This window comes from Bacillus sp. FSL K6-3431, from assembly GCF_038002605.1.
Lineage (GTDB): Bacteria > Bacillota > Bacilli > Bacillales > Bacillaceae_C > Lederbergia.
Map to the genome: position 1 here is coordinate 4,263,723 of NZ_JBBOCT010000001.1, position 25,295 is coordinate 4,289,017.

Consider the following 25,295-nt stretch of genomic DNA (forward strand, 5'->3'; position numbering starts at 1 on the left):
ATATATATATCATGTGATGGAGGGTCTAAGATGCCAGGGAAAATAGAGTTGCAAGATCAAGAAATGATAATTGTACTTGATTTCGGTAGTCAGTATAACCAGTTAATAACTAGAAGGATCCGCGAATTCGGTGTATATAGCGAATTGCATCCTCATACGATCACAGTCGAAGAAATAAAAGAATTGAATCCAAAGGGAATTATTTTATCGGGTGGGCCGAACAGTGTTTATGATGAAAATTCCTTTCGATGTGATGAGCGTTTATTTGATTTAGGGATTCCAGTCCTAGGTATTTGTTATGGAATGCAACTTATCACTACTCATTTCGGTGGTAAAGTTGAAAAAGCGAGAAGTCGTGAATATGGAAAAGCATCTATTCAGGTTCAGGACAATTCGGTTTTATTTTCTGAGCAACCAAATGAGCAAATCGTTTGGATGAGTCATGGCGATTTAGTGCAAACAGCACCAGAAGGATTTATTGTGGATGCTACAAGTGGGGCATGCCCAATTGCAGCTATGAGCAATCAAGACAAACATTTATATGCTGTTCAATTCCATCCCGAAGTTCAACATTCTATTTATGGAAATGAATTATTGAAGAACTTTGTGTTTGGAATCTGTGAATGCAAAGGTGATTGGTCAATGGGGAACTTTATTGAAATCGAAATGGAAAAGATCCGTAATGAAGTGGGAGATAAACAAGTATTATGTGCGTTAAGTGGCGGTGTCGATTCTTCTGTAGTAGCTGTCTTGATTCACAAAGCTATCGGCGATCAATTAACATGTATTTTTGTTGATCACGGTCTACTTCGAAAAGGCGAAGCTGAAAGTGTCATGAAAACATTTACGGAAGGCTTCCATATGAATGTTATTAAAGTGGATGCGCAAGATCGCTTCCTTAATAAGCTCAAAGGTGTTTCAGATCCTGAGCAAAAACGGAAGATCATTGGCAATGAATTCATTTATGTGTTTGATGATGAAGCGACAAAACTTGAAGGCATAGATTTTCTTGCACAAGGGACTCTTTATACAGATATTATTGAAAGTGGTACGGCTACTGCCCAGACAATCAAATCGCATCACAATGTGGGTGGACTTCCCGAAGATATGCAATTTTCATTGATTGAACCGCTAAATGCACTATTTAAAGATGAGGTTCGTGCTGTTGGATCTGAACTTGGTATCCCTGATGAGGTCGTTTGGCGCCAACCATTCCCTGGTCCGGGTCTTGGTATTCGGGTATTAGGAGAGATAACTGAAGAAAAGTTAGAAATAGTCCGTGAGTCAGATTTTATTTTACGTGATGAAATCAAAAAAGCCGGATTAGACCGCGAGATATGGCAATATTTCACGGTGCTACCGGACATTCGTAGCGTAGGTGTAAAAGGTGATGCTCGGACATATGATCACACAATTGGTATTCGTGCGGTTACCTCAGTTGATGGAATGACTTCAGATTGGGCAAGAATACCGTGGGATGTGCTTGAACTAGTATCTACACGTCTTGTTAATGAAGTCGAACATATTAACAGGGTTGTCTACGATGTTACAAGTAAGCCGCCAGCAACAATTGAATGGGAATAATTAATTACGGACTAGAAAGTGTTGAAAAGTAAACCTGCGTATACACAGGTTTTACTTTTCAGCAACATGTCTTTGCAACGCTCCGAGCGATAGCCGCTTGGAGCGTTTTATATTAGAGATGCAAAATATAGTAGTAGAGATAAATAGTGAAGAATGACTTCAAATTTGCTACTTTAGATCCTTATTTAAATTCAATTTGCAAATGTTATGGTTTTTACCTCGCTGTAACTTGCCGTTGCCACCACAAGCACTTAATGAGGGAACTCATGCGGAAAAGCTTTGATAATAGGTTCATCAGCTAGAGTCTTCGGAACGATGCTTGGAACATCTATGACAACTTCCCATACTAAATCATCTGTAGGTGCACGTACTGTTTTTTGCAAGTGTAGCTATGTATCATGCAAATAAATATGATCCGAATGTTAAAATCAGTTAGTTAATCAAGGACAGTGGAAAAGAGATACAACCTATTATAGATAGATCTGTTAGCAAAAAAGCTAATGGATCTATTTTATTTTTTAGGTAGTCATAATAGTAGATAGTGAATTTTAAATATTAATAGCGATGAGGAAGGTATGAAGTGGTTAAAGTTAGAAAGCGCTTTAATTGTTTTCCTGTAAGCCCTTGACCTCTATATTATTAAATGGTAGAATTACTTTACCGTTAATTCTTACGACTCTACTAAAAGTTTTTTTGAAAAAGAGTTGACGTTTTAATGAGAGGATGATATATTAGTAGATGTCGCAACAAACGAAATTCATAACGAAGATAAAGAAAAAAGAATTTCAAAAAACACTTGACTAACTTAGTGTAAATGAGTTATGATAGTAAAGTTGCTGTAAAAAACAACTACAGAATTTGATCTTTGAAAACTGAACGAAACAAAACGTCAAAAAGTAATACATGTAAGACCAGCAAATGAGCTACAAACACTTTAACGAGAGTTTGATCCTGGCTCAGGACGAACGCTGGCGGCGTGCCTAATACATGCAAGTCGAGCGAATGGAAGGGAGCTTGCTCCCGGAAGTTAGCGGCGGACGGGTGAGTAACACGTGGGCAACCTGCCTGTAAGACTGGGATAACTTCGGGAAACCGGAGCTAATACCGGATAATTTCTTTCTTCTCATGGAGGAAGGTTAAAAGATGGCTTCGGCTATCACTTACAGATGGGCCCGCGGCGCATTAGCTAGTTGGTGAGATAACGGCTCACCAAGGCAACGATGCGTAGCCGACCTGAGAGGGTGATCGGCCACACTGGGACTGAGACACGGCCCAGACTCCTACGGGAGGCAGCAGTAGGGAATCTTCCGCAATGGACGAAAGTCTGACGGAGCAACGCCGCGTGAGTGATGAAGGTTTTCGGATCGTAAAACTCTGTTGTCAGGGAAGAACAAGTATCGGAGTAACTGCCGGTACCTTGACGGTACCTGACCAGAAAGCCACGGCTAACTACGTGCCAGCAGCCGCGGTAATACGTAGGTGGCAAGCGTTGTCCGGAATTATTGGGCGTAAAGCGCGCGCAGGCGGTCCTTTAAGTCTGATGTGAAAGCCCACGGCTCAACCGTGGAAGGTCATTGGAAACTGGGGGACTTGAGTGCAGAAGAGAAGAGCGGAATTCCACGTGTAGCGGTGAAATGCGTAGAGATGTGGAGGAACACCAGTGGCGAAGGCGGCTCTTTGGTCTGTAACTGACGCTGAGGCGCGAAAGCGTGGGGAGCAAACAGGATTAGATACCCTGGTAGTCCACGCCGTAAACGATGAGTGCTAAGTGTTAGAGGGTTTCCGCCCTTTAGTGCTGCAGTTAACGCATTAAGCACTCCGCCTGGGGAGTACGGCCGCAAGGCTGAAACTCAAAGGAATTGACGGGGGCCCGCACAAGCGGTGGAGCATGTGGTTTAATTCGAAGCAACGCGAAGAACCTTACCAGGTCTTGACATCCTCTGACCACCCTAGAGATAGGGATTTCCCCTTCGGGGGACAGAGTGACAGGTGGTGCATGGTTGTCGTCAGCTCGTGTCGTGAGATGTTGGGTTAAGTCCCGCAACGAGCGCAACCCTTAATCTTAGTTGCCAGCATTCAGTTGGGCACTCTAAGGTGACTGCCGGTGACAAACCGGAGGAAGGTGGGGATGACGTCAAATCATCATGCCCCTTATGACCTGGGCTACACACGTGCTACAATGGATGGTACAAAGGGTTGCAAGACCGCGAGGTTTAGCTAATCCCATAAAACCATTCTCAGTTCGGATTGCAGGCTGCAACTCGCCTGCATGAAGCCGGAATCGCTAGTAATCGTGGATCAGCATGCCACGGTGAATACGTTCCCGGGCCTTGTACACACCGCCCGTCACACCACGAGAGTTTGTAACACCCGAAGTCGGTGGGGTAACCCTTACGGGAGCCAGCCGCCGAAGGTGGGACAGATGATTGGGGTGAAGTCGTAACAAGGTAGCCGTATCGGAAGGTGCGGCTGGATCACCTCCTTTCTAAGGAAACTGTTGGCCGCGGTGCCAACATAAACAGACGTTTTTGTTTCGTTCAGTTTTGAGAGGTTAAACTCTCTTATTATTCGTTCTTTGAAAACCAGATAAAATGAGAAGCAATAAACCGAGAAACATCACCTTATGGATTTATCCGTAAGTATGTATGACCTTTTTTTATGATCAGGCAATGAGAAGCTGACGCAGCAATGCATCGCTTATCATGGACCAAATGATTAAGTTAGAAAGGGCGCATGGTGGATGCCTTGGCACTAGGAGCCGATGAAGGACGGGACTAACACCGATATGCTTCGGGGAGCTGTAAGCAAGCGTTATATCCGAAGATTTCCGAATGGGGAAACCCACTGCTCGTAATGGAGTAGTATCTATTTCTGAATACATAGGAAATAGAAGGCAGACCCGGGGAACTGAAACATCTAAGTACCCGGAGGAAGAGAAAGAAACATCGATTCCCTGAGTAGCGGCGAGCGAAACGGGAAAAGCCCAAACCAAGAGGCTTGCCTCTTGGGGTTGTAGGACACTCTATACGGAGTTACAAAGGAACGGGGTAGACGAAGAGGCCTGGAAAGGCCCGCCAGAGAAGGTAACAGCCCTGTAATCGAAACTTCGTTCCCTCCAGAGTGGATCCTGAGTACGGCGGGACACGAGAAATCCCGTCGGAATCTGGGAGGACCATCTCCCAAGGCTAAATACTCCCTAGTGACCGATAGTGAACCAGTACCGTGAGGGAAAGGTGAAAAGCACCCCGGAAGGGGAGTGAAATAGATCCTGAAACCATGTGCCTACAAGTAGTCAGAGCGCGTTAATGCGTGATGGCGTGCCTTTTGTAGAATGAACCGGCGAGTTACGATTTCATGCAAGGTTAAGTTGAAGAGACGGAGCCGCAGCGAAAGCGAGTCTGAATAGGGCGAATAAGTATGAGGTCGTAGACCCGAAACCAGGTGATCTACCCATGTCCAGGGTGAAGGTAAGGTAACACTTACTGGAGGCCCGAACCCACGTACGTTGAAAAGTGCGGGGATGAGGTGTGGGTAGCGGTGAAATTCCAATCGAACCTGGAGATAGCTGGTTCTCTCCGAAATAGCTTTAGGGCTAGCCTCATGGTTAGAGTCTTGGAGGTAGAGCACTGTTTGGACTAGGGGCCCTCAACGGGTTACCGAATTCAGACAAACTCCGAATGCCAAAGACTTATCCATGGGAGTCAGACTGCGAGTGATAAGATCCGTAGTCGAGAGGGAAACAACCCAGACCGCCAGCTAAGGTCCCAAAGTATACGTTAAGTGGAAAAGGATGTGGAGTTGCTTAGACAACCAGGATGTTGGCTCAGAAGCAGCCATCATTTAAAGAGTGCGTAATAGCTCACTGGTCGAGTGACTCTGCGCCGAAAATGTACCGGGGCTAAACGTATCACCGAAGCTGCGGATTGACACCTCTGGTGTCAATGGTAGGAGAGCGTTCTAAGGGCTGTGAAGCTAGACCGGAAGGACTAGTGGAGCGCTTAGAAGTGAGAATGCCGGTATGAGTAGCGAAAGAAGGGTGAGAATCCCTTCCACCGAATGCCCAAGGTTTCCTGAGGAAGGCTCGTCCGCTCAGGGTTAGTCGGGGCCTAAGCCGAGGCCGAAAGGCGTAGGCGATGGATAACAGGTTGATATTCCTGTACCACCTTATTTCCGTTTGAGTAATGGGGGGACGCAGGAGGATAAGGTAAGCGCGCTGCTGGATATGCGCGTCCAAGCAGGTAGGCTGGAGTGGAGGTAAATCCTTCACTCTAAGGCTGAGCTGTGATGGCGAGGGAAATTTAGTACCGAAGTTCCTGATTCCACACTGCCAAGAAAAGCCTCTAGCGAGGAAATAGGTGCCCGTACCGCAAACCGACACAGGTAGGCGAGGAGAGAATCCTAAGGTGATCGAGAGAACTCTCGTTAAGGAACTCGGCAAAATCACCCCGTAACTTCGGGAGAAGGGGTGCTCATTTGGGTGAATAGCCCAGATGAGCCGCAGTGAATAGGCCCAGGCGACTGTTTAGCAAAAACACAGGTCTCTGCGAAGCCGCAAGGCGAAGTATAGGGGCTGACGCCTGCCCGGTGCTGGAAGGTTAAGAGGAGCGCTTAGACTTCGGTCGAAGGTGCGAATTGAAGCCCCAGTAAACGGCGGCCGTAACTATAACGGTCCTAAGGTAGCGAAATTCCTTGTCGGGTAAGTTCCGACCCGCACGAAAGGCGCAACGATCTGGGCACTGTCTCAACGAGAGACTCGGTGAAATTATAGTACCTGTGAAGATGCAGGTTACCCGCGACAGGACGGAAAGACCCCGTGGAGCTTTACTGCAGCCTGATATTGAATGTTGGTGCAGCTTGTACAGGATAGGTAGGAGCCGTAGAAACCGGAGCGCTAGCTTCGGTGGAGGCACTGGTGGGATACTACCCTTGCTGTACTGACATTCTAACCCGCAGCCGTGATCCGGCTGGGAGACAGTGTCTGGCAGGCAGTTTGACTGGGGCGGTCGCCTCCTAAAGAGTAACGGAGGCGCCCAAAGGTTCCCTCAGAATGGTTGGAAATCATTCGCAGAGTGTAAAGGCACAAGGGAGCTTGACTGCGAGACCTACAAGTCGAGCAGGGACGAAAGTCGGGCTTAGTGATCCGGTGGTTCCGCATGGAAGGGCCATCGCTCAACGGATAAAAGCTACCCCGGGGATAACAGGCTTATCTCCCCCAAGAGTTCACATCGACGGGGAGGTTTGGCACCTCGATGTCGGCTCATCGCATCCTGGGGCTGTAGTCGGTCCCAAGGGTTGGGCTGTTCGCCCATTAAAGCGGTACGCGAGCTGGGTTCAGAACGTCGTGAGACAGTTCGGTCCCTATCCGTCGTGGGCGCAGGAAATTTGAGAGGAGCTGTCCTTAGTACGAGAGGACCGGGATGGACGCACCGCTGGTGTACCAGTTGTTCCGCCAGGAGCATCGCTGGGTAGCTATGTGCGGCAGGGATAAGTGCTGAAAGCATCTAAGCATGAAGCCCCCCTCAAGATGAGATTTCCCATAGCGCAAGCTAGTAAGATCCCTGAAAGATGATCAGGTTGATAGGTCCGGCGTGGAAGTGTGGTGACACATGGAGCTGACGGATACTAATCGATCGAGGACTTAATCAAATATGAATTAAATCGATGTTTCACGCGTTTACCTACTCATTTATCTGGTTTTGAGAGAATGAAAATTTCTTTTCAATGATCTTCTGTTAAGATCGCCACGTCCTGTGGCAACACAGAAGTCAGCACATCCGTGTGCAAGTCTGGTGGCGATAGCGAAGAGGTCACACCCGTTCCCATCTCGAACACGGTAGTTAAGCTCTTCAGCGCCGATGGTAGTTGGGGGTTTCCCCCTGCAAGAGCAGGACGTTGCCAGGCATCCAAGCACGACACATTTCATATGTGTCGTGCTTTTTTTTGCCTATTTTTACACTTAATGCAAATACTATGTAAGGTGGTGCAATTAAGTAAGGAAATGACTTACATTATCTTACGAAGTTTATGTAAATCATTTATCATACAAAGGAAGATACTCTACTAATATAACATTTATTATCGAATTTATTTTTTTTGAAAATGGAAGGGAAAATTAATAATTAGTGCTATTCCCTTATTAAAAGGGTATGTAGATATAAATGCACTTTATTTGTTGCTAAAATGTTATGATAGAGAAAATTTAAACGGAGGGCTAGTTTATGCTTGATAACAGTTTGGTAATGGTGGCGATTATTTTAACCATTAATATAGTGTACGTGTCCTTTTTTACTATAAGGATGATTCTTACATTAAAGGGATATAGATATATTGCTGCCTTTTTGAGTATGATTGAGATTGTGATTTATGTTGTAGGTCTTGGTCTTGTTCTTGATAATTTAAATAAAATTGAAAATTTAATTGCCTATGCGGTTGGTTATGGAGTAGGAGTGATCGTTGGAACGAAAATAGAAGAAAAGTTGGCCCTTGGTTATATAACTGTAAATGTTATTACGAAAGAATATGATAAAGATCTTCCGAGGCAGCTTCGCGAAGAAGGATATGGTGTTACAAGTTGGGCTGCACAAGGTTTGGAAGGGGATCGGATGGCTCTTCAAGTTTTAACGGCGAGAAGGTTTGAATTGAAACTGTATCAAAAGATCAAAGAACTGGATCCAAAAGCATTTATTATAGCTTATGAACCAAAAGCAATTTACGGTGGATTTTGGGTAAAATCAATTAAGGGAAGGAACGTTAAATAGCTATGAAAAAAAAGTTTGAAGTATTAGAGAATGAAACAATTAATGAGTGTTTAGATCGAATGAATACCGAAGGATATACACCAATCAGGAGAATTGAGAAGCCTATATTCAAAGAAGAAGGAAAAAAAGGTGAAAGCAAATATGTACCAATTGCTCAAAAAATAATTTTTGAAGGAATGAAAAACACCTAAACACGAACATTAAAATGATAATAATATATAATGTTCGATTTTTCATTGACATCTACTTCTGATATTTGGTAAGATGGAATTGTTGAACAAGGCCTCGTATATCATGGGAATATGGCCCATACGTATCTACCCAATTACCGTAAATAATTGGACTATGAGGAAAGTGGAATTTGGGAAGCATTTGATGTGCTTTTTTCAAGTGTGATTTCTACTCCCGGATAGCCTGCTTTCTTTTATAGAAGAGCAGTCTATCCGTTTTTTTATTTTTACATATAAGGGCGGAGGGATTATTATGAAGACCGAAGTCGGAATTATTATGGGCAGTACATCTGACTGGGAAACGATGAAACACGCCTGTGATGTACTTGATGAATTACAGGTGCCTTTTGAAAAAAAAGTTGTATCAGCACACAGAACTCCGGATTTGATGTTTGAATACGCGGAAAATGCTAAAGAGCGAGGATTGAAGATAATCATCGCTGGTGCTGGTGGAGCTGCTCATCTTCCAGGAATGGTGGCAGCAAAAACTATTTTACCAGTCATTGGTGTTCCAGTTGAATCTAAATCTTTAAAAGGGATGGATTCATTGCTTTCCATTGTGCAAATGCCTGGCGGCGTACCAGTTGCAACAGTGGCGATTGGAAAAGCAGGCGCGGTGAACGCAGGATTACTTGCTGCACAGATTCTAGGTACTATGAATGAGGAAATAGCGTTGCGTCTTGAAAATAGAAGAAATGAAATGAAAGAAAAAGTCTTAGAAAGCAGTGATCAGCTTGTCTAAAAAAGTTATCGAACCTGGTCAAATAATCGGTATTATTGGCGGAGGACAGCTTGGACGTATGATGACACTTTCTGCAAAAGAAGCTGGGTTTCATGTAGTAGTGCTAGAGCCAGCTCCGGACTCGCCAGCGGGACAAATAGCAGATGAACAAATTGTGGCGGCATATGATGATCGCATTGCGTTAGCTGAATTAGCAAAAAAAAGTGATGTTATCACATATGAGTTTGAAAATATCGACTTTGGAGCGCTTGATTGGCTGACTAAAAAGGCATATATTCCCCAAGGTTCCGAGCTGATTAAAATTACACAGGATCGAATTTTGGAAAAGCAGTCATTGACTGATGCGGGGGTGGAAGTGGCTCCATATGCTGTTATACGCAGTGTAGTCGACCTAGAAGAGAAAATAAAGAGTATTGGACTCCCTTCTGTACTAAAAACCTCACGCGGTGGCTATGACGGAAAAGGCCAATTTGTATTAAAAGAATTAGCTGACATGGAAGAAGCTATCAAGCTTTTATCACATGGTCCATGCGTTCTTGAGGCCTGGATTCCATTTAATAAAGAAATATCGGTTGTCATGACGAGAAGCGTAAATGGTGAACTAAGTTGTTTTCCAATCGGAGAAAATATTCATGTGAACAATATTTTGCACGAAACAATTGTACCAGCAAGAATATCAGTGGATGTAGAAAAGAATGTTTATCTACTGGCGACGAAAATAGCCAATCATTTAAATCTTGTTGGAACATTAGCGGTGGAATTATTTTTAACGGAAGCTGGAAAGTTGTATGTGAATGAACTTGCACCACGACCACATAATTCAGGGCATTATACAATTGAAGCTTGTAGCATTTCACAGTTTGGACAGCATATTCGAGCGGTTTGTGGCTGGCCATTGCAGGATCCAACATTGTTAAAACCTGCTATCATGATCAATGTTTTAGGACAGCATGTTGATGGTGTAAGGAAAGAAGTTTTAAAGCGTCCCAATTGGTCGATTCATTTTTATGGAAAGAAAGAAGCGAAGCATAACAGAAAAATGGGACATGTGACGATTTTGACAGAAAGTGTCGACGCTACTTTACAGGAATTAGATGAAAGCGGAGTGTGGATGAAGGAAATAAACTCCTGAATCTAATAATTTTGTACCACAGCCATTAGCGGAAAGAATTGTGTATTACCACGCTTCGGTATTGCTACGAAGAACCAGACAGTTACCTGGAGATCATGAAATGATATATGGTTCGTATGCATGGAATGACTATTTTTTAACGGCCTGAACTAATTAGAGATAAAACCCCAAAATCGAGAGGAGAAATGAAATATGTATAAAGTGAAGGTTTTTGTAACATTAAAAGAGAGTGTCATTGATCCGCAAGGTTCCGCAGCAACGAAAGCATTGAAAAACACAGATTTTCCTGAGGTGCAAGATGTGCGTGTTGGTAAATATATAGAGCTTATTGTCGAACAGTCTGATAAAGGTATCGAAGAGTCAGTTCATGATATATGCCGCAATTTGCTTGTGAACACGGTAGTCGAAGATTATCGTTTCGAAATTGAGGAGGTTGGTGCAGAGTGAAATTCGCTGTCATCGTATTCCCAGGTACAAGCTGTGAGGTAGACACATATGATGCAATTAAAAATGAACTTGGTGAGAACGCGGAATTAGTAGGACATAATAGCGAGCAATTGGAATCATATGATGCGATTATCATTCCTGGTGGAACATCATATGGTGATGCTGTTCGCCCCGGCGCCATTGCCCGGATGCAGCCAATTATTCATGCAGTAAAGAAAGCCGCAGAAGCAGGTAAGCCAATATTAGGAATTGGTAATGGTTTTCAAGTTTTGCTTGAAGCAGGTATTCTTCCTGGTGCTATGCTTGAAAACAAAAGTCTGAAATTTATTTGTAAATCAGTTCAGCTTAAAGTGGAAAACAACGACACTTTGTTTACATCCACTTATGAAAATGGTGAGCTGGTTAATATCCCCATCGCTCATGGAAACGGAAATTATTATTGTGATGAGGCGATGCTAGCTAAATTACAAGAAAATAGACAAATCATTTTCACTTATACAGCAGAAAATCCTAACGGTAGCACGGAAAACATCGCAGGAATTAGCAATAAGGAAGGAAATGTACTTGGTATGATGCCGCATCCTGAGCGAGCAGTCGATCAGCTATTCGGTAGCGAAGACGGTTTAAGAATTTTTCAATCGATCGTAAGAAACTGGAGGGAATCACATGCGACAAATGCTTGAGCCAAACCCAGAGCAAGTAAAAAAAGAAAAAATGTATCGTGACATGGGTATGACGGACGAAGAATTTGCCCTTGCAGAGAAAATGCTTGGTAGAACACCTAACTATACCGAAACGGGTTTATTTTCTGTAATGTGGTCTGAGCATTGCAGTTATAAAAATTCTAAGCCAGTACTGAAGAAGTTCCCGACAGAAGGAAAACAAGTCCTCCAAGGACCTGGAGAAGGTGCGGGAATTGTTGATATTGGCGATAACCAAGCAGTTGTGTTTAAAATTGAAAGCCATAACTCACCATCAGCGGTAGAACCATATGAAGGTGCAGCAACTGGTGTCGGCGGAATTGTTAGGGACGTATTCTCCATGGGGGCAAGACCAATTGCCTCGTTGAATTCCCTTCGCTTTGGAGAACTTGATTCCCCAAGGGTCCGTTATTTGCTTGAAGAAGCTGTAGCTGGGATTTCTGATTACGGAAATGGTCTTGGTATTCCGACTGTTGGCGGAGAGATTCAGTTTGATTCCGCTTATGAACATAATCCACTTGTCAATGCGATGGTTGTTGGTTTAATTAATCATGAAGATATGCAAAAAGGGCAGGCTAAAGGTGTAGGCAATACAGTGATGTATGCTGGTGCTGCGACTGGTCGGGACGGGATTCATGGAGCAACCTTTTCTTCCGTTGAACTAGCCGAAGAGGAAGATGAAGAAAGAGCAGCTGTACAAGCTGGTGATTCCTTTACAGAAAAATTATTGATGGATGCGTGTTTGGAACTTGTAAAATCTGATGCATTGATCGGTATTCAAGATATGGGAGCGGCTGGCTTAGCAAGCTCATCCTCGGAAATGGCAAGTAAAGCAGGATTTGGGGTTGAAATGAATCTTGATTTAGTACCACAGCGTGAAGTGAATATGACAGCTTATGAAATGATGCTATCAGAATCGCAAGAGCGGATGTTGCTCGTTATTAAAAAAGGACGCGAACAAGAAATTATTGATTTATTCGCAAAATATGATCTTGAGGCGGTATCTGTTGGTCATGTAACAGATGATAAAATGCTCCGTTTACTTCATAAAGGTGAGATTGTTGCAGAAGTACCGGCTGATGCACTTGCTGAGGACGCCCCAGTTTATCATAAACCTTCGTCAGAACCAGCATATTATCGTGAATTCCAAGCGATGGAACAGGAAGTTCCAGAAGTTGCTGATTATAATGAAACATTGCTGAAGCTGTTAAAACAACCAACTATCGCTAGCAAAGAGTGGGTATACAACCAATTTGATCATCATGTTGGCTCAAATACAGTTGTTAGTCCAGGTTCAGATGCAGCGGTTGTAAGGATTCGTGGTACGAAAAAAGCTATTGCGATAACAACAGATTGTAACTCGAGATATATTTATTTAGATCCAGAAGTAGGCGGGAAGATTGCAGTTGCCGAAGCAGCAAGAAACGTTGTTTGTTCCGGTGCAAAACCTCTTGCAATTACAGATGGACTTAACTTTGGTAGCCCAGAAAAGCCGGAAATCTTTTGGCAAATTGAAAAGTCCGCAGCTGGTATTAGTGAAGCTTGTCTTGCGCTCGAAAGTCCAGTTATTGGTGGAAACGTATCACTTTTCAATGAGAAAGGCGGCAAGGCAATTTATCCGACACCAATTATCGGGATGGTTGGCTTGATTGAAGATCTTGCTTATGTAACGACACAAACATTTAAGTCGGCGGGAGATTTAGTTTATCTCATTGGCGAAGCGAATGATGAATTCGGTGGAAGTGAATTACAAAAAATGATCCACGGGAAAATTTTTGGAAAAGCACCTGCTATTGATTTAGATGTCGAGGTTAGCAGACAAAATCAAGTCCAACAAGCAATTCGTAATGGACTTATTGCTTCAGCTCATGACGTTTCTGAAGGTGGAACAGCTGTGGCACTTGCAGAATCATTGTTTGGATCAAGCGGCCTTGGTGCTGAAGTTACACTTAAAGGTAATGAAACATCATCTTTATTTGCGGAAACACAATCACGCTTTGTATTATCTGTGAAAAAGGAAAATCAAGCAGCGTTTGAACAATTAGTTGTTGATGCAACTTTGATTGGAGAAGTAAATAATACCAAACAGTTGATCATTAACGGTGCTGAAAAACAATTAATCCAATCTAACATACAAGTATTGGAAGAAGCTTGGAAAGGGGCTATTCCATGTTTGCTGAAATAAGAGGGCTAAACGAGGAATGCGGGGTATTTGGTATATGGGGTAATCCCGATGCAGCCCAAATTACGTATTACGGTCTTCATAGTTTGCAGCATCGAGGTCAAGAAGGCGCTGGGATCGTCGTCACAGATGGTGAACGTTTAAAAGGTGTCAGAGGAGAAGGGCTTGTTAACGATGTTTTTAATGAAAAAAAGATTAAGAGCTTAGTAGGAACAAGTGCGATTGGTCATGTGAGGTACGGCGGAATCGATAAAAGTGGAATTGAAAATGTACAGCCATTCTTATTACATTCGCAAAGCGGTGGTCTTACACTTGCACATAATGGTAATTTAATTAATGCCGGTGATTTAAGACATCAGCTTGAAATGCAAGGCAGTATTTTTCAAACAAGTTCTGATACAGAAGTACTCGCTCATTTAATTAAACGCAGCGGATATCTAGCCTTAAAAGATAAAGTGAAAAATGCATTATCGATGGTAAAAGGCGCATATGCAATTGTAATCATGTCTGAAAAAGAATTGATCATCGCTCAAGATCCAAACGGAATGCGGCCCCTCTCGATTGGAAAAGTAGGTGACGCCTATTGTGTAGCATCTGAAACCTGTGCATTCGATCTTATTGGAGCTGAATTTGTTCGCGATGTAGAGCCGGGTGAATTGATTGTTATCAATGATGAAGGTATGCATGCTGAGCGATTTTCACTTTCCGCTTCAAGTGCTATGTGCACGATGGAATATGTGTATTTCTCTCGTCCTGACAGTGATATTGAAGGCGTAAATGTTCATACTGCGAGAAAAAATCTCGGAAAAATGCTTGCGAGGGAAGCTAATATTGAAGCAGATGTTGTTACAGGAGTACCGGACTCTAGTATTTCGGCGGCGATTGGATTCGCAGAAACAGCAGGGATCCCATATGAACTTGGTTTGATTAAGAATCGTTATGTAGGCCGGACATTTATTAAGCCATCTCAGGAACTGCGTGAACGTGGAGTGAAGATGAAGCTTTCACCAGTAAGAAAAGTCGTAGAAGGCAAACGAGTTGTAATGGTCGATGATTCAATTGTACGTGGTACAACATGTAAACGAATTGTGAGAATGTTGAAAGAGGCTGGAGCGACAGAAGTACATGTGTGTATTAGTTCGCCGCCAATGAAAAACCCTTGTTTTTATGGAATTGATATTTCTTCACATGAAGAATTAATTGCGTCATCCAATACCATAGATGAGATTCGGGAAATTATCGGTGCAGATTCTCTGACATTTTTGAGTGTAGAGGGGACGTTGGAAGCAATCGCAAGAAAAGGTTACGGAAAAGATTGCGGACAATGTATGGCATGTTTCACAGGGGAATATCCGACAGAGATTTATCCGGATACGATGATGCCATACGAAAAGGAATTGATGAAATAAATTCGTAAGTGACGGTATTACTACGGAAGTCTAGAAAGTGATGTCCAAACAGACTAAATGTAGGAAAATGCAAATAAAGAGGCATATCGGCTAGGGTCCGCACATTTTGTGGCGACACCGATATGCCCCACATCATGTGGTCAAAAAATCACTAGGGGGCAATTAGGATGGCGAATGCCTACCAGAAAGCTGGCGTCAATATTGAAGCTGGATATGAAGCGGTTGAAAAAATAAAGAAACATACGAAAAGAACATTGCGCCCGGGAGTTATGGGGCAACTTGGAAGTTTCGGTGGCGTCTTTGATTTGTCTGAGCTGAAATTAAAAGAACCAGTACTTGTTTCAGGGACTGATGGAGTTGGTACAAAGCTAAAGCTTGCTTTCATGATGGATAAGCATGACACGATTGGCATCGATTGTGTAGCGATGTGTGTGAATGATATTGTTGTCCAAGGAGCAGAGCCACTTTATTTTCTTGACTATGTTGCGCTTGGAAAAGCAGTTCCCGATAAAATTGAGCAGATCGTAAGTGGCATCGCTGATGGTTGTGAAAAAGCTGGATGTGCACTAATTGGTGGCGAGACTGCAGAAATGCCGGGTTTGTATGCGGAGGATGAGTATGATTTAGCAGGATTCTCCGTTGGTGCTTGCGAGAAATCTGAATTGATCACTGGGGAAGCTATTCAAGAAGGTGATGTACTAATTGGACTAGCTTCAAGCGGAATCCACAGCAATGGCTATTCACTTGTTAGAAAAGTATTTCTTGAGGATCAAGGATTTAAACTAGATGCTAAATTACCTGAGCTATCAGATAGCCTAGGTAATGAATTATTGAAACCAACAAGAATATATGCAAAACAAATTATAGCTGCACTAAAAGAATTTAACATTCACAGCATGTCCCATATAACTGGTGGGGGTTTTATTGAAAATATACCAAGGATGCTACCTGATGGATTTGGTGCTGTAGTTAATAAAGGATCATGGCCTGTTTTACCGATATTCCAAGCCCTTGAAAAATATGGAGATATTAATAGCGAAGAAATGTACAATATTTTTAATATGGGTATTGGTTTCGTTGTTGCTGTTGACGCTAAAATTGCGGATGAAGTAACTAGATTCTTTATTGAACAGGGCGAAAAGGCTTATAAAATTGGTTCTGTCGTTAAAGGAGAGGGCGTTCAGTTCGTGAATGCGGAGGTCGATAAGTGAAAAAGATAGCTGTATTCGCTTCAGGTACTGGAAGTAACTTTCAAGCTATTATTGACGCCGTTACAGCAAATAAGCTACATGTAGATGTAGCTTTGCTTGTGTGTGATAGACCAAATGCTGAGGTAGTCGTTAAAGCTGAGCTGGCGGAAGTACCAGTATTTGCATTTGAACCGAAACAATTTACATCAAAAGCAGCATTTGAGCAGGAGATTATTCACCAGCTTGAGCAGAACGATGTCGAATTTATCGTACTTGCCGGATATATGAGATTAGTTGGGCCGACGCTGCTTACTGCATTTGCAAATAAAATTATTAATATCCACCCATCCCTACTACCTGCTTTTGCTGGCAAGGATGCAATTGGCCAAGCTGTGCAAGCAGGTGTAAAAATAACCGGTGTGACAATTCATTTTGTTGATGAAGGGATGGATACCGGTCCAATAATTGCACAGAAAGCGGTAGAGCTGGCAGATGAAGACGAACTTTCCGATGTAACCCGCAAGATTCATGAGATAGAACATATCTTTTATCCAGAAACATTAGAAAAATTACTCGGGAAAAAAGTTCAATGAAAAAATCCGGAGGGGTGACCAATATGAAAAGAGCACTTATCAGTGTATCGGATAAAACAGGTGTTGTTGAATTTACGAAAGAACTAATAGAACTTGGCTTTGAAATTTTGTCGACTGGTGGTACGAAGAAGGCGCTAGAAGCAGCGGGATTGGATGTTAAAGGTGTAGATGATGTTACTGGTTTTCCAGAAATTTTGGAAGGGCGCGTAAAGACACTTCATCCTGTTATCCATGGTGGCCTTTTAGCGAAACAAAATGATCCAAGCCATATGGAACAATTGGCTGAACAAGGCATCCAACCAATCCATTTAGTATGCGTAAATTTATATCCGTTTCAGCAGACCATTGCAAAACCAAATGTAACAGCAGAAGATGCAATTGAGAATATTGATATCGGTGGTCCAACGATGTTACGGGCATCAGCAAAAAATCATGAATATATTACAGTACTAGTCGATTCTGTAGATTATGATCAAGTACTTGCTGAATTACGTGATCAAGGTGATGTGTCAAAAGAAACAAAGCGAAGACTTGCAGCAAAAGTATTTCGTCATACTGCAGCATATGATGCCCATATCGCTGAATATATGACAGAGCTTGCTGGTGAAGCTGAGCCCGAACGTGTCACATTTACATATGAATTAAAACAAACATTGCGCTACGGAGAGAATCCACACCAAAAAGCAGCTTTTTATAGCTTACCACTTGGTTCTGAATTTTCGATTGCTAACGCTCGTCAATATCATGGTAAGGAGCTTTCTTACAATAATATACATGATGCAGATGCAGCTTTACAGATTGTAAAGGATTTTGCTGAGCCTGCTGCGGTAGCGGTCAAGCATATGAATCCATGTGGAGTGGGAGTTGGAACTAATTCCTCGGACGCCTTTAAAAAGGCTTATGATGCGGACCCGACATCGATTTTTGGAGGTATTATTGCGTTTAATCGCCTAGTCGATGTGGAAGCGGCAAAACAATTGAGTGAAATTTTCTTGGAAATCATCATTGCCCCAGCGTTTACAGATGAAGCGTTAGAAATTTTAACAGCTAAGAAAAATATTCGTTTACTGACGATTCCATTTGACCAGACGAAGAAAAACGAGAAAATGTTAACTTCAGTTGAGGGTGGCTTGCTCATTCAGGATCAAGATGCGCTAACTTATGAAGATGCGAATATTTCCATTCCAACAAAGCGTGAGCCAACAGAGGAAGAGTTAGCTGCGTTAAAATTAGCTTGGAAAGTTGTAAAACATGTAAAATCGAATGCAATTGTAGTTGCAAGTAATGATCGAACAATTGGTGTTGGTGCCGGACAAATGAACCGTGTTGGCGCGGCGAAAATTGCATTGGAACAAGCTGGTGAACAAGCGAAAGGTGCAGTTCTAGCTTCAGATGCATTCTTCCCTATGAGTGACACAGTAGAAGCAGCAGCGCAGGCAGGCATTACTGCCATCATCCAACCTGGTGGCTCAATCCGCGATGAAGAATCGATCAAAGTAGCAGACGAATATGGCATCGCAATGATTCTAACAGGGGTACGTCATTTTAAACACTAGTAATAGAAAAAAGGGGTCTGACCCCCATCACTTTAAAGTGCTAATACATTAATGAGGTGGGGGTCAGACCCCGCCTTAATAAATTTGGACGGTGATGTTAATGAAGGTTTTAATTGTTGGCGGTGGCGGTAGGGAGCATGCACTTTGTAAAAAGGTGCGAGCAAGCGAGGGTGTTACAGAAGTCTTTTGTGCACCAGGAAATGCAGGAATCGGTGCAGATGCAACGCTAGTTCCTATTCAGGAAACAGACTTTGTTAATTTGATTGAATTCGCAAAAAAAGAAGTGATTGATTTAACGATTGTTGGCCCAGAAGTTCCTCTTACGGCTGGTATTGTCGATGCATTCGAAGCTGCTGGTCTTAAAATATTTGGTCCCCGTAAAAACGCAGCTATTATAGAAGGTAGTAAATCTTTTGCCAAGGATTTGATGAAAAAATACTCGATTCCAACTGCCGCATACGAAACATTCCACTCTTATGAAGATGCGAAAGCATATGTAGAACAGCAAGGAGCGCCGATCGTAATCAAGGCAGATGGTCTCGCTGCGGGTAAAGGCGTTGTCGTAGCAATGACATTAGAAGAAGCAATTGCTGCATTGAAAGATATGCTACTAGATGCCAGATTTGGTGAGTCATCTGCGAGTGTTGTCGTTGAGGAATTTTTAGATGGGGAAGAGTTTTCCCTAATGGCATTCGTGAACGGAGAAAATGTGTATCCGATGGTCATTGCACAAGATCATAAGCGAGCGTACGATGGTGATCAAGGTCCAAATACTGGTGGAATGGGTGCTTATTCTCCTGTGCCGCACATTTCAGACGAAGAAGTGGAATTTGGAGTAAGGGAAATTCTTCTCCCAACTGCGAAGGCGATGATTACCGAAGGACGTACATTTACAGGTATATTATATGCAGGTTTGATTCAAACGAATGAAGGTCCGAAAGTAATCGAGTTTAATGCGCGCTTTGGAGATCCGGAAACTCAAGTAGTATTAGCACGATTGGAAACGGACTTGGTGAAATTATTAGTTGACATTCTGGATGAAAAACAACCTGTCATAGAATGGTCAAATGACGCGGTTGTTGGTGTAGTAACAGCCGCAAAGGGATATCCCGGAGAATATAAAAAAGGCGTACCATTACCAGATTTATCTGTACTAGCCCCTGAAATTTCTGTTTTTCATGCGGGAACAAGTCAAGGTGAAGAAGATAGAGCGCTAGTCTCAAATGGCGGGAGATTATTGTTGACAACAGCTAAAGGAAAAACAATTAAAGAAGCTGTCGAAAAAGTATATAGTGAAATGGAAAAAACAGATCACGAAGAATTTTTCTATCGTAAAGATATTGCATACAAAGCGCTTTAATGAAAGATAGACATTGTCATAGATATTAAATATTTATTAAACTTACATTCAGCAGAAGTCCCCCACTTCTATAAGTGGCGGGATGAATGCGATTTACCTCATTCAGTGGGAGTGCAAACTCCGGATGAATGAAGTGAAAGCCTCCGGCGGATGTCACAGATTTTCAGAGGAAGTTTATCGAGCAAGCTCGATAAAATCTGGACGCAATTCTCGCCAAGGCGTAATTGATTATAAAATGAATGCCTCTATACTATTTTAAATAAAGCCAGATAAAACGTGTCAATGGCGTTTGCCTGGCTTTTTTTCATACAATAGAAAAAGTACTTTGTCTCATTATGATACCCAAGATACAATACCTATTGACATCTGCGCATAAAACCAGCTCACTTGATAACGTTTTCACAAAATGTTAATAATTCAGTGTAAAACATTAATGTGTTAAACAGATTAATATGTTAGTATAGTTTTATAAAGGAAGATTGGTTTTTAGGAGGGGTATTATGTTAGAACAAAAATATAGATGGAAAAACAAACAAATACGTGAACAAGTAGCGGTCGTTGACGGTAAGAAAGCACCGACAATTCTTTTAATAAATGCTCGTTTTTTACATTCGATACTTCGTAGCTGGATTACAGCTAATATATGGATACACAATGATCGAATTGTTTATATTGGTGAAGAACTTCCAGAGGTAACGGTACATTGTGAAATTATTGATTGTGCAGGACTTACACTTGTTCCGGGTTACATGGAACCACATGTGCACCCATCACAATTATATAACCCACAAACATTTGCACGATATGCAGCTCAAACTGGCACAACAACTATAATAAACGACAACTTAGCAGTTCTTTTACAATTAAACAAAAAGAAAGCGTTTTCTTTAATAAGTGAATTAAATGAAGGTTCTGTCAGCATGTATTGGTGGAGTCGTTACGATTCGCAAACCGAATTAAATTGTGAGGAAGTAATATTTTCAAACGGGGATATTCTATCGTGGCTTGAACATGATTTAGTTGTCCAGGGGGGGGAGTTGACTGGATGGCCAAAGTTGCTCGATGGTGATGATTTAATGCTCCATTGGATTCAAGAAACGAAAAGACTAGGAAAAAAGGTGGAAGGACATTTTCCAGGCGCATCTGATAAAACACTTGCAAAAATGAAATTATTCGGAGTAGATGCCGATCATGAATCAATGACAGGGAATGATGTATATAAGCGTCTTATGAATGGTTATCATGTTTCCTTACGACATTCTTCGATCAGGCCAGATTTGCCAATTTTATTAAAAGAAATGAATGAGCTCGGACTTAATCAATATGATTCTATGCTTTTTACAACGGATGGTTCATCACCGGCTTTTTATAAACAAGGTATTATGGATATGATGATTCGCATTGCATTGGAAAATGATGTACCAATCATTGATGCTTATCATATGGCTTCATACAATGTAGCTCGCCACTATAATCTTTTACACCATCATGGCATGATCGCTACCGGGCGAGTTGCAAATATTAACTTTTTGAAAAGTGAACATGATCCTACGCCTTTATCTGTACTGGCTAAAGGAAAATGGGTAAAGAAAGCTGGTCAGCAAATACAGCAGGATGATGATATCGATTGGTCAAAATTCGGCTTGAAACCATTGCAGCTAGATTGGGAATTAGAAGAAAGTGATATGCAGTTTTCTATGCCATTTGGTGTGGAAATGGTAAATGATGTAATTACAAAGCCTTATTCAATTACTATAGATCTAGCGGTAGAAGATCTTTCACATGATCATAATGAAAGTTACTTCATGCTTTTGGATCGTCATGGTAAATGGCGGATTAATACAATGGTAAAAGGATTCGCAAAAAGTGCAAGTGGTTTTGCATCTTCATTCTCAAATACTGGCGATATTATTTTAATTGGTAAAAGTAAACAGGATATGTTACTAGCCTTTAAGCGTTTGAAAGAAATTGGCGGCGGGATTGTTTTGGCTGAGAAAGGAAAAATAATCCATGAAATCCCTCTCTCCCTCTCAGGCGTGATGTCTGAAAAAGAGTTGCCAGACCTGATTAAGGAAGAGGAGATACTGAAGGAACTGCTTACTGAAAGGGGATATCCCTTCTCTGACCCAATATATTCGCTATTATTTTTTTCGGCAACGCATTTGCCATATATACGTGTTACGCAACAAGGAATGTATGACGTAAAAAATAAAACAATTCTCTTTCCGACTTTAATGCGTTAAAATAGTAGAATGATATTATTTTTAGAAACGCAAAACGATGGTTTGGAGGATGTAATATGTTATATAGTAGGAGACCATTATTAATAGCGGCAATGGTTGCGCTAGTTTTAACAGCTTGTAGCAAGGAAGAAAACAAATCGGCGGACCCGGAAAAGAATCCTCAGCAAATAGAAGAAAAGCATCAGTTTCCACTCACAGGTATTGAAACGGACGTAACACCGGAAGGAAGGGCAGTAGCAGTAATGATTAATAATCACCCTGCTGCCCGCCCTCAAAATGGACTTAGTGAAGCGGATATTGTATATGAAGTGCTAGCTGAAGGGGAAATAACAAGGCTTTTGGCTATATTTCAAAGCGAGCAACCTAAAAATATTGGTCCAGTACGTAGTGCTCGAGACTATTTTATTGATCTGGCAAAAGGATATGATAGTTTATATATAGCGCATGGCTATAGTCCTGATGCAAAAAAGATATTATCTTCAGGTGATATTGATCATTTAAATGGCATCGAATATGATGGTTCATTATTTAAAAGGGCTTCTTTCCGTAAAGCACCACATAACTCCTATATAAGTTTTGACAGTATTAAAGAAGGTGCTGCAAATTTAGGATATGATATGAAGCAACCTCCGAAAGGATTAACGTTTCTAGGCAAAGAAGATAGCGCTAAAGAAGGAAACCCGACGCAGTATATGAAAATTTCTTATAGCCGCAGTACACAATTTACTGCAGAGTATATGTATAATGAAGAAATGAAAAAATATGAGCGCTATTCTGACGGTATTCAAACGGCTGAATTTGATTCGGAAGATCCTGTATTACTAAGCAATGTCTTTGTGATTGAGGCGAAACATTCTGTAATCGATGATGCTGGACGAAGAACAATTGATCTTACTTCAGGTGGTCGCGCTTTTCTATTACAAAAAGGTGTTTCTTATGAAGTAGATTGGAAAAACGAGGATGGTCAATTGATTCCGTACGTAGATAATAAGCCAGTGGGGCTTGTTCCAGGCAAAACTTGGATCAATATTGTGCCTGAAATGAAGATCGTATCATTCGAACAGTAAGATTATATTCATTCGTCATTTTTGATGAAAAGGAGAGTGATAATATGCAAATTGAAAAGTTGCGAGGAAAAGAACTAGATCAGCTGTTTACATCAATACTATCTTTAAAAGATGTAGAAGAATGCTATCGCTTTTTTGATGATTTATGTACAATTAATGAAATTCAATCCCTATCACAACGACTAGAGGTAGCGAGACTGTTACGTGATGGAAGTACGTATCATAAAATAGAAGAGGAAACCGGTGCAAGTACTGCAACAATTTCTCGAGTAAAGCGATGCCTGAACTATGGAAATGATACATATGAAATGGTATTAGAAAGAATTCAAGACTAAAAAACAAAAGTAAAACGAAACCACAGATCTTACTAGGGCACTGAAAAAATCCTTTTAATGTAAGGATCTATTATAGAATACTGTTGATTTCCGCTCCAGGCGGACGCGTTCCGGGGGGCGTGCGGTGAGCCGCCTCGTCGCTTCGCTCCTATCAACTTGGTTTTAGTAGTTTTGTTCCATTCAAGCAATCGCAGCAAGGTGCTTTATACATTCTGGGTTATCTGCATGCCAAATAAACCTAACGAATAATCACCTTTTTCGCAAGGTTATCTGTGCTATAGTTGAGTTATCTTCTTCTGAATTAGCTTTAGCTGATTCGTAATCATAGAGGATATGTTGAATAAGATGAAACGCGACTTTCAGGAACTTATTCAAACAGGCAATCACCGCAACCTTATGGGGCTTACTCTAAGGTTGCTTTTTTAATTGATTATAATAATCTACAATCCGATTCTTAGTATTTGCCCGCCATGAGATCATTGACATAACCATGAAATATAGGATTTTCCTAAACTTCCTATTTTCCTTTTTTTGATTCGGACCTGATACTGGATCTTGCCGGATTGATGCCGTTGAATATCATTCCTGCGTATGCATTGATGAGTACTAAAAAGGCAAAACAACATCATTGTTTACGCACTTGTTTAACATTGTTAAATGAAAAGCTTTGTTTAACTTCTAGCCAAATTCCCACTGCGTTGATTGAAGTGAAAGGTACGAGACTCCTGCGCGAATAACGGGTAACGGGAGACCCCGCAGGGTGCGTAGCACCACACCGAGGAGGCTCCCGATCCGCCCGCGGAAAGCGAGTACCTAGAACGGAAATCAACACTCATATTCGAATAGTCATAAAAGGACCTGGTGTGTTTTTCGCCCGTTTTTCTTAATCCTGCTATTAATTTCTTTGAAAAGCCGAATGTTTTTCAGTGGCCTCGATCTTACTAGGCGGTTTTTTTGCATTAGTAAGGAAATCTTCACTTTCTATACAGGAATTGCGTGGCAAAATGCTATAATGTAGTATGGAATAGGAAATAGATTGGAGGATTTATCATATATGTACGACGTGAGTCAATGGCGCCATGTCTTTAAATTAGACCCAAATAAAATGATCTCGGATGAAGATCTTGATCTTATATGTGAATCAGGCACAGATGCAGTGATTGTCGGTGGGACCGACGGAGTAACGCTAGAAAAAGTATTAAATTTAATGGCTAGGATTCGTCGATATACTGTCCCATGTGTATTGGAAGTGAGTGATCATGAGGTTATTACACCTGGTTTTGACCTATATTTCATTCCAACCGTTTTGAACAGCAATAGTACGGAGTGGATTACAGGACACCATCATCGGGCTATCAGAGAGTATGGAGACCTGATGGATTGGGACGAAGTGTTCATTGAAGGATATTGTATTTTGAATAAAGATTGCAAGGCCGCAAAACGTACGGATGCAAACACGGAACTCAATGATAATGATGTGACGGCGTATGCTATGATGGCAGAAAAGATGTTTCATATGCCTATTTTTTACTTAGAATATAGTGGAACATATGGGGATCCAAAGCTTGTACAGAAAGTAAAAGATCAACTTACGGATACAAAACTTTTTTACGGCGGTGGTATTATAAATGCAGCGCAAGCGCAAGAAATGGCCCAATATGCTGATGTAGTAGTAGTCGGAAATATTGTTTATGAAAACATGAAAGAAGCATTGAAAACAGTTAAAGTGCTTAAAAACGACGACATTCGAAAAGGTAAATGATATA

Annotated in this window: 17 protein-coding genes, 3 rRNA genes and 1 riboswitch; all 20 genes read left to right on the plus strand. The window is 41.7% G+C overall.

Annotation, left to right across the window (positions count from 1 at the left end):
- The first annotated feature begins 30 nt into the window (after window positions 1-30).
- The 20 genes from guaA to MHB53_RS20665 all read left to right on the plus strand — a co-directional run bounded on the left by guaA (window position 31) and on the right by MHB53_RS20665 (window position 25,291).
- A complete protein-coding gene (gene guaA, locus MHB53_RS20570) occupies window positions 31-1,584 on the plus strand; it encodes a glutamine-hydrolyzing GMP synthase (protein ID WP_340921925.1) in 1,554 nt (517 codons plus the stop codon).
- A 933-nt stretch (window positions 1,585-2,517) separates the two neighbouring features.
- A 16S ribosomal RNA gene (locus tag MHB53_RS20575) occupies window positions 2,518-4,069 on the plus strand.
- A gap of 228 nt (window positions 4,070-4,297) precedes the next feature.
- Window positions 4,298-7,230: ribosomal RNA gene (locus MHB53_RS20580) — 23S ribosomal RNA — on the plus strand.
- Window positions 7,231-7,369: 139 nt separating this feature from the next.
- Window positions 7,370-7,485, plus strand: a 5S ribosomal RNA gene (gene rrf / locus MHB53_RS20585).
- The 16S, 23S and 5S rRNA genes sit together here, the layout of an rRNA operon.
- A 317-nt stretch (window positions 7,486-7,802) precedes the next feature.
- Complete coding sequence (locus tag MHB53_RS20590) at window positions 7,803-8,342, plus strand: DUF2179 domain-containing protein (protein ID WP_340921927.1); 540 nt, start codon at window positions 7,803-7,805, stop codon at window positions 8,340-8,342.
- 2 nt (window positions 8,343-8,344) lie between these two features.
- The gene (locus MHB53_RS20595) at window positions 8,345-8,533 is read left to right on the plus strand and encodes an NETI motif-containing protein (RefSeq protein ID WP_340921929.1); all 189 of its coding nucleotides are present in this window, start codon (window positions 8,345-8,347) and stop codon (window positions 8,531-8,533) included.
- A 74-nt stretch (window positions 8,534-8,607) separates the two neighbouring features.
- A riboswitch (purine riboswitch) is annotated at window positions 8,608-8,708 on the plus strand.
- A gap of 117 nt (window positions 8,709-8,825) precedes the next feature.
- Window positions 8,826-9,314, plus strand: coding sequence for a 5-(carboxyamino)imidazole ribonucleotide mutase (gene purE / locus MHB53_RS20600; protein ID WP_340921931.1), 489 nt, complete (start codon window positions 8,826-8,828; stop codon window positions 9,312-9,314).
- Window positions 9,298-10,446 carry a 5-(carboxyamino)imidazole ribonucleotide synthase gene (gene purK, locus MHB53_RS20605; protein ID WP_445661463.1) on the plus strand — a complete coding sequence of 383 codons (1,149 nt, stop codon included), beginning with the start codon at window positions 9,298-9,300 and terminating at the stop codon, window positions 10,444-10,446. Before purE ends, purK begins: the two co-directional genes overlap by 17 nt.
- Window positions 10,447-10,638: 192 nt before the next feature.
- Window positions 10,639-10,893, plus strand: a complete 255-nt coding sequence (gene purS / locus MHB53_RS20610) for a phosphoribosylformylglycinamidine synthase subunit PurS (RefSeq protein WP_340921935.1) — start codon at window positions 10,639-10,641, stop codon at window positions 10,891-10,893.
- Complete coding sequence (gene purQ / locus MHB53_RS20615) at window positions 10,890-11,576, plus strand: phosphoribosylformylglycinamidine synthase subunit PurQ (RefSeq protein ID WP_340921937.1); 687 nt, start codon at window positions 10,890-10,892, stop codon at window positions 11,574-11,576. Before purS ends, purQ begins: the two co-directional genes overlap by 4 nt.
- Window positions 11,560-13,779, plus strand: coding sequence for a phosphoribosylformylglycinamidine synthase subunit PurL (gene purL / locus MHB53_RS20620; protein ID WP_340921939.1), 2,220 nt, complete (start codon window positions 11,560-11,562; stop codon window positions 13,777-13,779). The genes purQ and purL overlap by 17 nt, the downstream gene beginning before the upstream one ends.
- Window positions 13,764-15,185: an amidophosphoribosyltransferase gene (gene purF / locus MHB53_RS20625; RefSeq protein ID WP_340921940.1), complete on the plus strand. Its 1,422-nt coding sequence runs from the start codon at window positions 13,764-13,766 to the stop codon at window positions 15,183-15,185. Before purL ends, purF begins: the two co-directional genes overlap by 16 nt.
- 167 nt (window positions 15,186-15,352) lie before the next feature.
- On the plus strand, window positions 15,353-16,396 hold the full coding sequence (gene purM / locus MHB53_RS20630) for a phosphoribosylformylglycinamidine cyclo-ligase (protein WP_340921942.1): 1,044 nt from the start codon (window positions 15,353-15,355) through the stop codon (window positions 16,394-16,396).
- Window positions 16,393-16,968, plus strand: a complete 576-nt coding sequence (purN, locus tag MHB53_RS20635; protein WP_340921944.1) for a phosphoribosylglycinamide formyltransferase — start codon at window positions 16,393-16,395, stop codon at window positions 16,966-16,968. The genes purM and purN overlap by 4 nt, the downstream gene beginning before the upstream one ends.
- A gap of 23 nt (window positions 16,969-16,991) precedes the next feature.
- Entirely contained in the window at window positions 16,992-18,524 is a 1,533-nt protein-coding gene (gene purH / locus MHB53_RS20640) for a bifunctional phosphoribosylaminoimidazolecarboxamide formyltransferase/IMP cyclohydrolase (RefSeq protein ID WP_340921946.1), read from the plus strand.
- A 100-nt stretch (window positions 18,525-18,624) separates the two neighbouring features.
- The gene (gene purD, locus MHB53_RS20645) at window positions 18,625-19,884 is read left to right on the plus strand and encodes a phosphoribosylamine--glycine ligase (RefSeq protein WP_340921949.1); all 1,260 of its coding nucleotides are present in this window, start codon (window positions 18,625-18,627) and stop codon (window positions 19,882-19,884) included.
- 500 nt (window positions 19,885-20,384) lie between these two features.
- Window positions 20,385-22,127, plus strand: coding sequence for an adenine deaminase C-terminal domain-containing protein (locus MHB53_RS20650; protein WP_340921951.1), 1,743 nt, complete (start codon window positions 20,385-20,387; stop codon window positions 22,125-22,127).
- A gap of 56 nt (window positions 22,128-22,183) precedes the next feature.
- Window positions 22,184-23,194, plus strand: coding sequence for a DUF3048 domain-containing protein (locus MHB53_RS20655; RefSeq protein WP_340921953.1), 1,011 nt, complete (start codon window positions 22,184-22,186; stop codon window positions 23,192-23,194).
- 44 nt (window positions 23,195-23,238) lie between these two features.
- Window positions 23,239-23,529 carry a YerC/YecD family TrpR-related protein gene (locus MHB53_RS20660; protein ID WP_340921955.1) on the plus strand — a complete coding sequence of 97 codons (291 nt, stop codon included), beginning with the start codon at window positions 23,239-23,241 and terminating at the stop codon, window positions 23,527-23,529.
- A 1,054-nt stretch (window positions 23,530-24,583) separates the two neighbouring features.
- On the plus strand, window positions 24,584-25,291 hold the full coding sequence (locus tag MHB53_RS20665; protein WP_340921957.1) for a heptaprenylglyceryl phosphate synthase: 708 nt from the start codon (window positions 24,584-24,586) through the stop codon (window positions 25,289-25,291).
- Window positions 25,292-25,295 lie beyond the last annotated feature (4 nt).

What these genes read in the sequence shown, in the direction of transcription:
- guaA (WP_340921925.1), top strand. Translation starts at nt 31, where the DNA reads ATGCCAGGGAAAATAGAGTTGCAAGATCAAGAAATGATAATTGTACTT.
- MHB53_RS20590 (WP_340921927.1), top strand. Translation starts at nt 7,803, where the DNA reads ATGCTTGATAACAGTTTGGTAATGGTGGCGATTATTTTAACCATTAAT.
- MHB53_RS20595 (WP_340921929.1), top strand. Translation starts at nt 8,345, where the DNA reads ATGAAAAAAAAGTTTGAAGTATTAGAGAATGAAACAATTAATGAGTGT.
- purE (WP_340921931.1), top strand. Translation starts at nt 8,826, where the DNA reads ATGAAGACCGAAGTCGGAATTATTATGGGCAGTACATCTGACTGGGAA.
- purS (WP_340921935.1), top strand. Translation starts at nt 10,639, where the DNA reads ATGTATAAAGTGAAGGTTTTTGTAACATTAAAAGAGAGTGTCATTGAT.
- purL (WP_340921939.1), top strand. Translation starts at nt 11,560, where the DNA reads ATGCGACAAATGCTTGAGCCAAACCCAGAGCAAGTAAAAAAAGAAAAA.
- purF (WP_340921940.1), top strand. Translation starts at nt 13,764, where the DNA reads ATGTTTGCTGAAATAAGAGGGCTAAACGAGGAATGCGGGGTATTTGGT.
- purM (WP_340921942.1), top strand. Translation starts at nt 15,353, where the DNA reads ATGGCGAATGCCTACCAGAAAGCTGGCGTCAATATTGAAGCTGGATAT.
- purH (WP_340921946.1), top strand. Translation starts at nt 16,992, where the DNA reads ATGAAAAGAGCACTTATCAGTGTATCGGATAAAACAGGTGTTGTTGAA.
- purD (WP_340921949.1), top strand. Translation starts at nt 18,625, where the DNA reads ATGAAGGTTTTAATTGTTGGCGGTGGCGGTAGGGAGCATGCACTTTGT.
- MHB53_RS20650 (WP_340921951.1), top strand. Translation starts at nt 20,385, where the DNA reads ATGTTAGAACAAAAATATAGATGGAAAAACAAACAAATACGTGAACAA.
- MHB53_RS20655 (WP_340921953.1), top strand. Translation starts at nt 22,184, where the DNA reads ATGTTATATAGTAGGAGACCATTATTAATAGCGGCAATGGTTGCGCTA.
- MHB53_RS20660 (WP_340921955.1), top strand. Translation starts at nt 23,239, where the DNA reads ATGCAAATTGAAAAGTTGCGAGGAAAAGAACTAGATCAGCTGTTTACA.
- MHB53_RS20665 (WP_340921957.1), top strand. Translation starts at nt 24,584, where the DNA reads ATGTACGACGTGAGTCAATGGCGCCATGTCTTTAAATTAGACCCAAAT.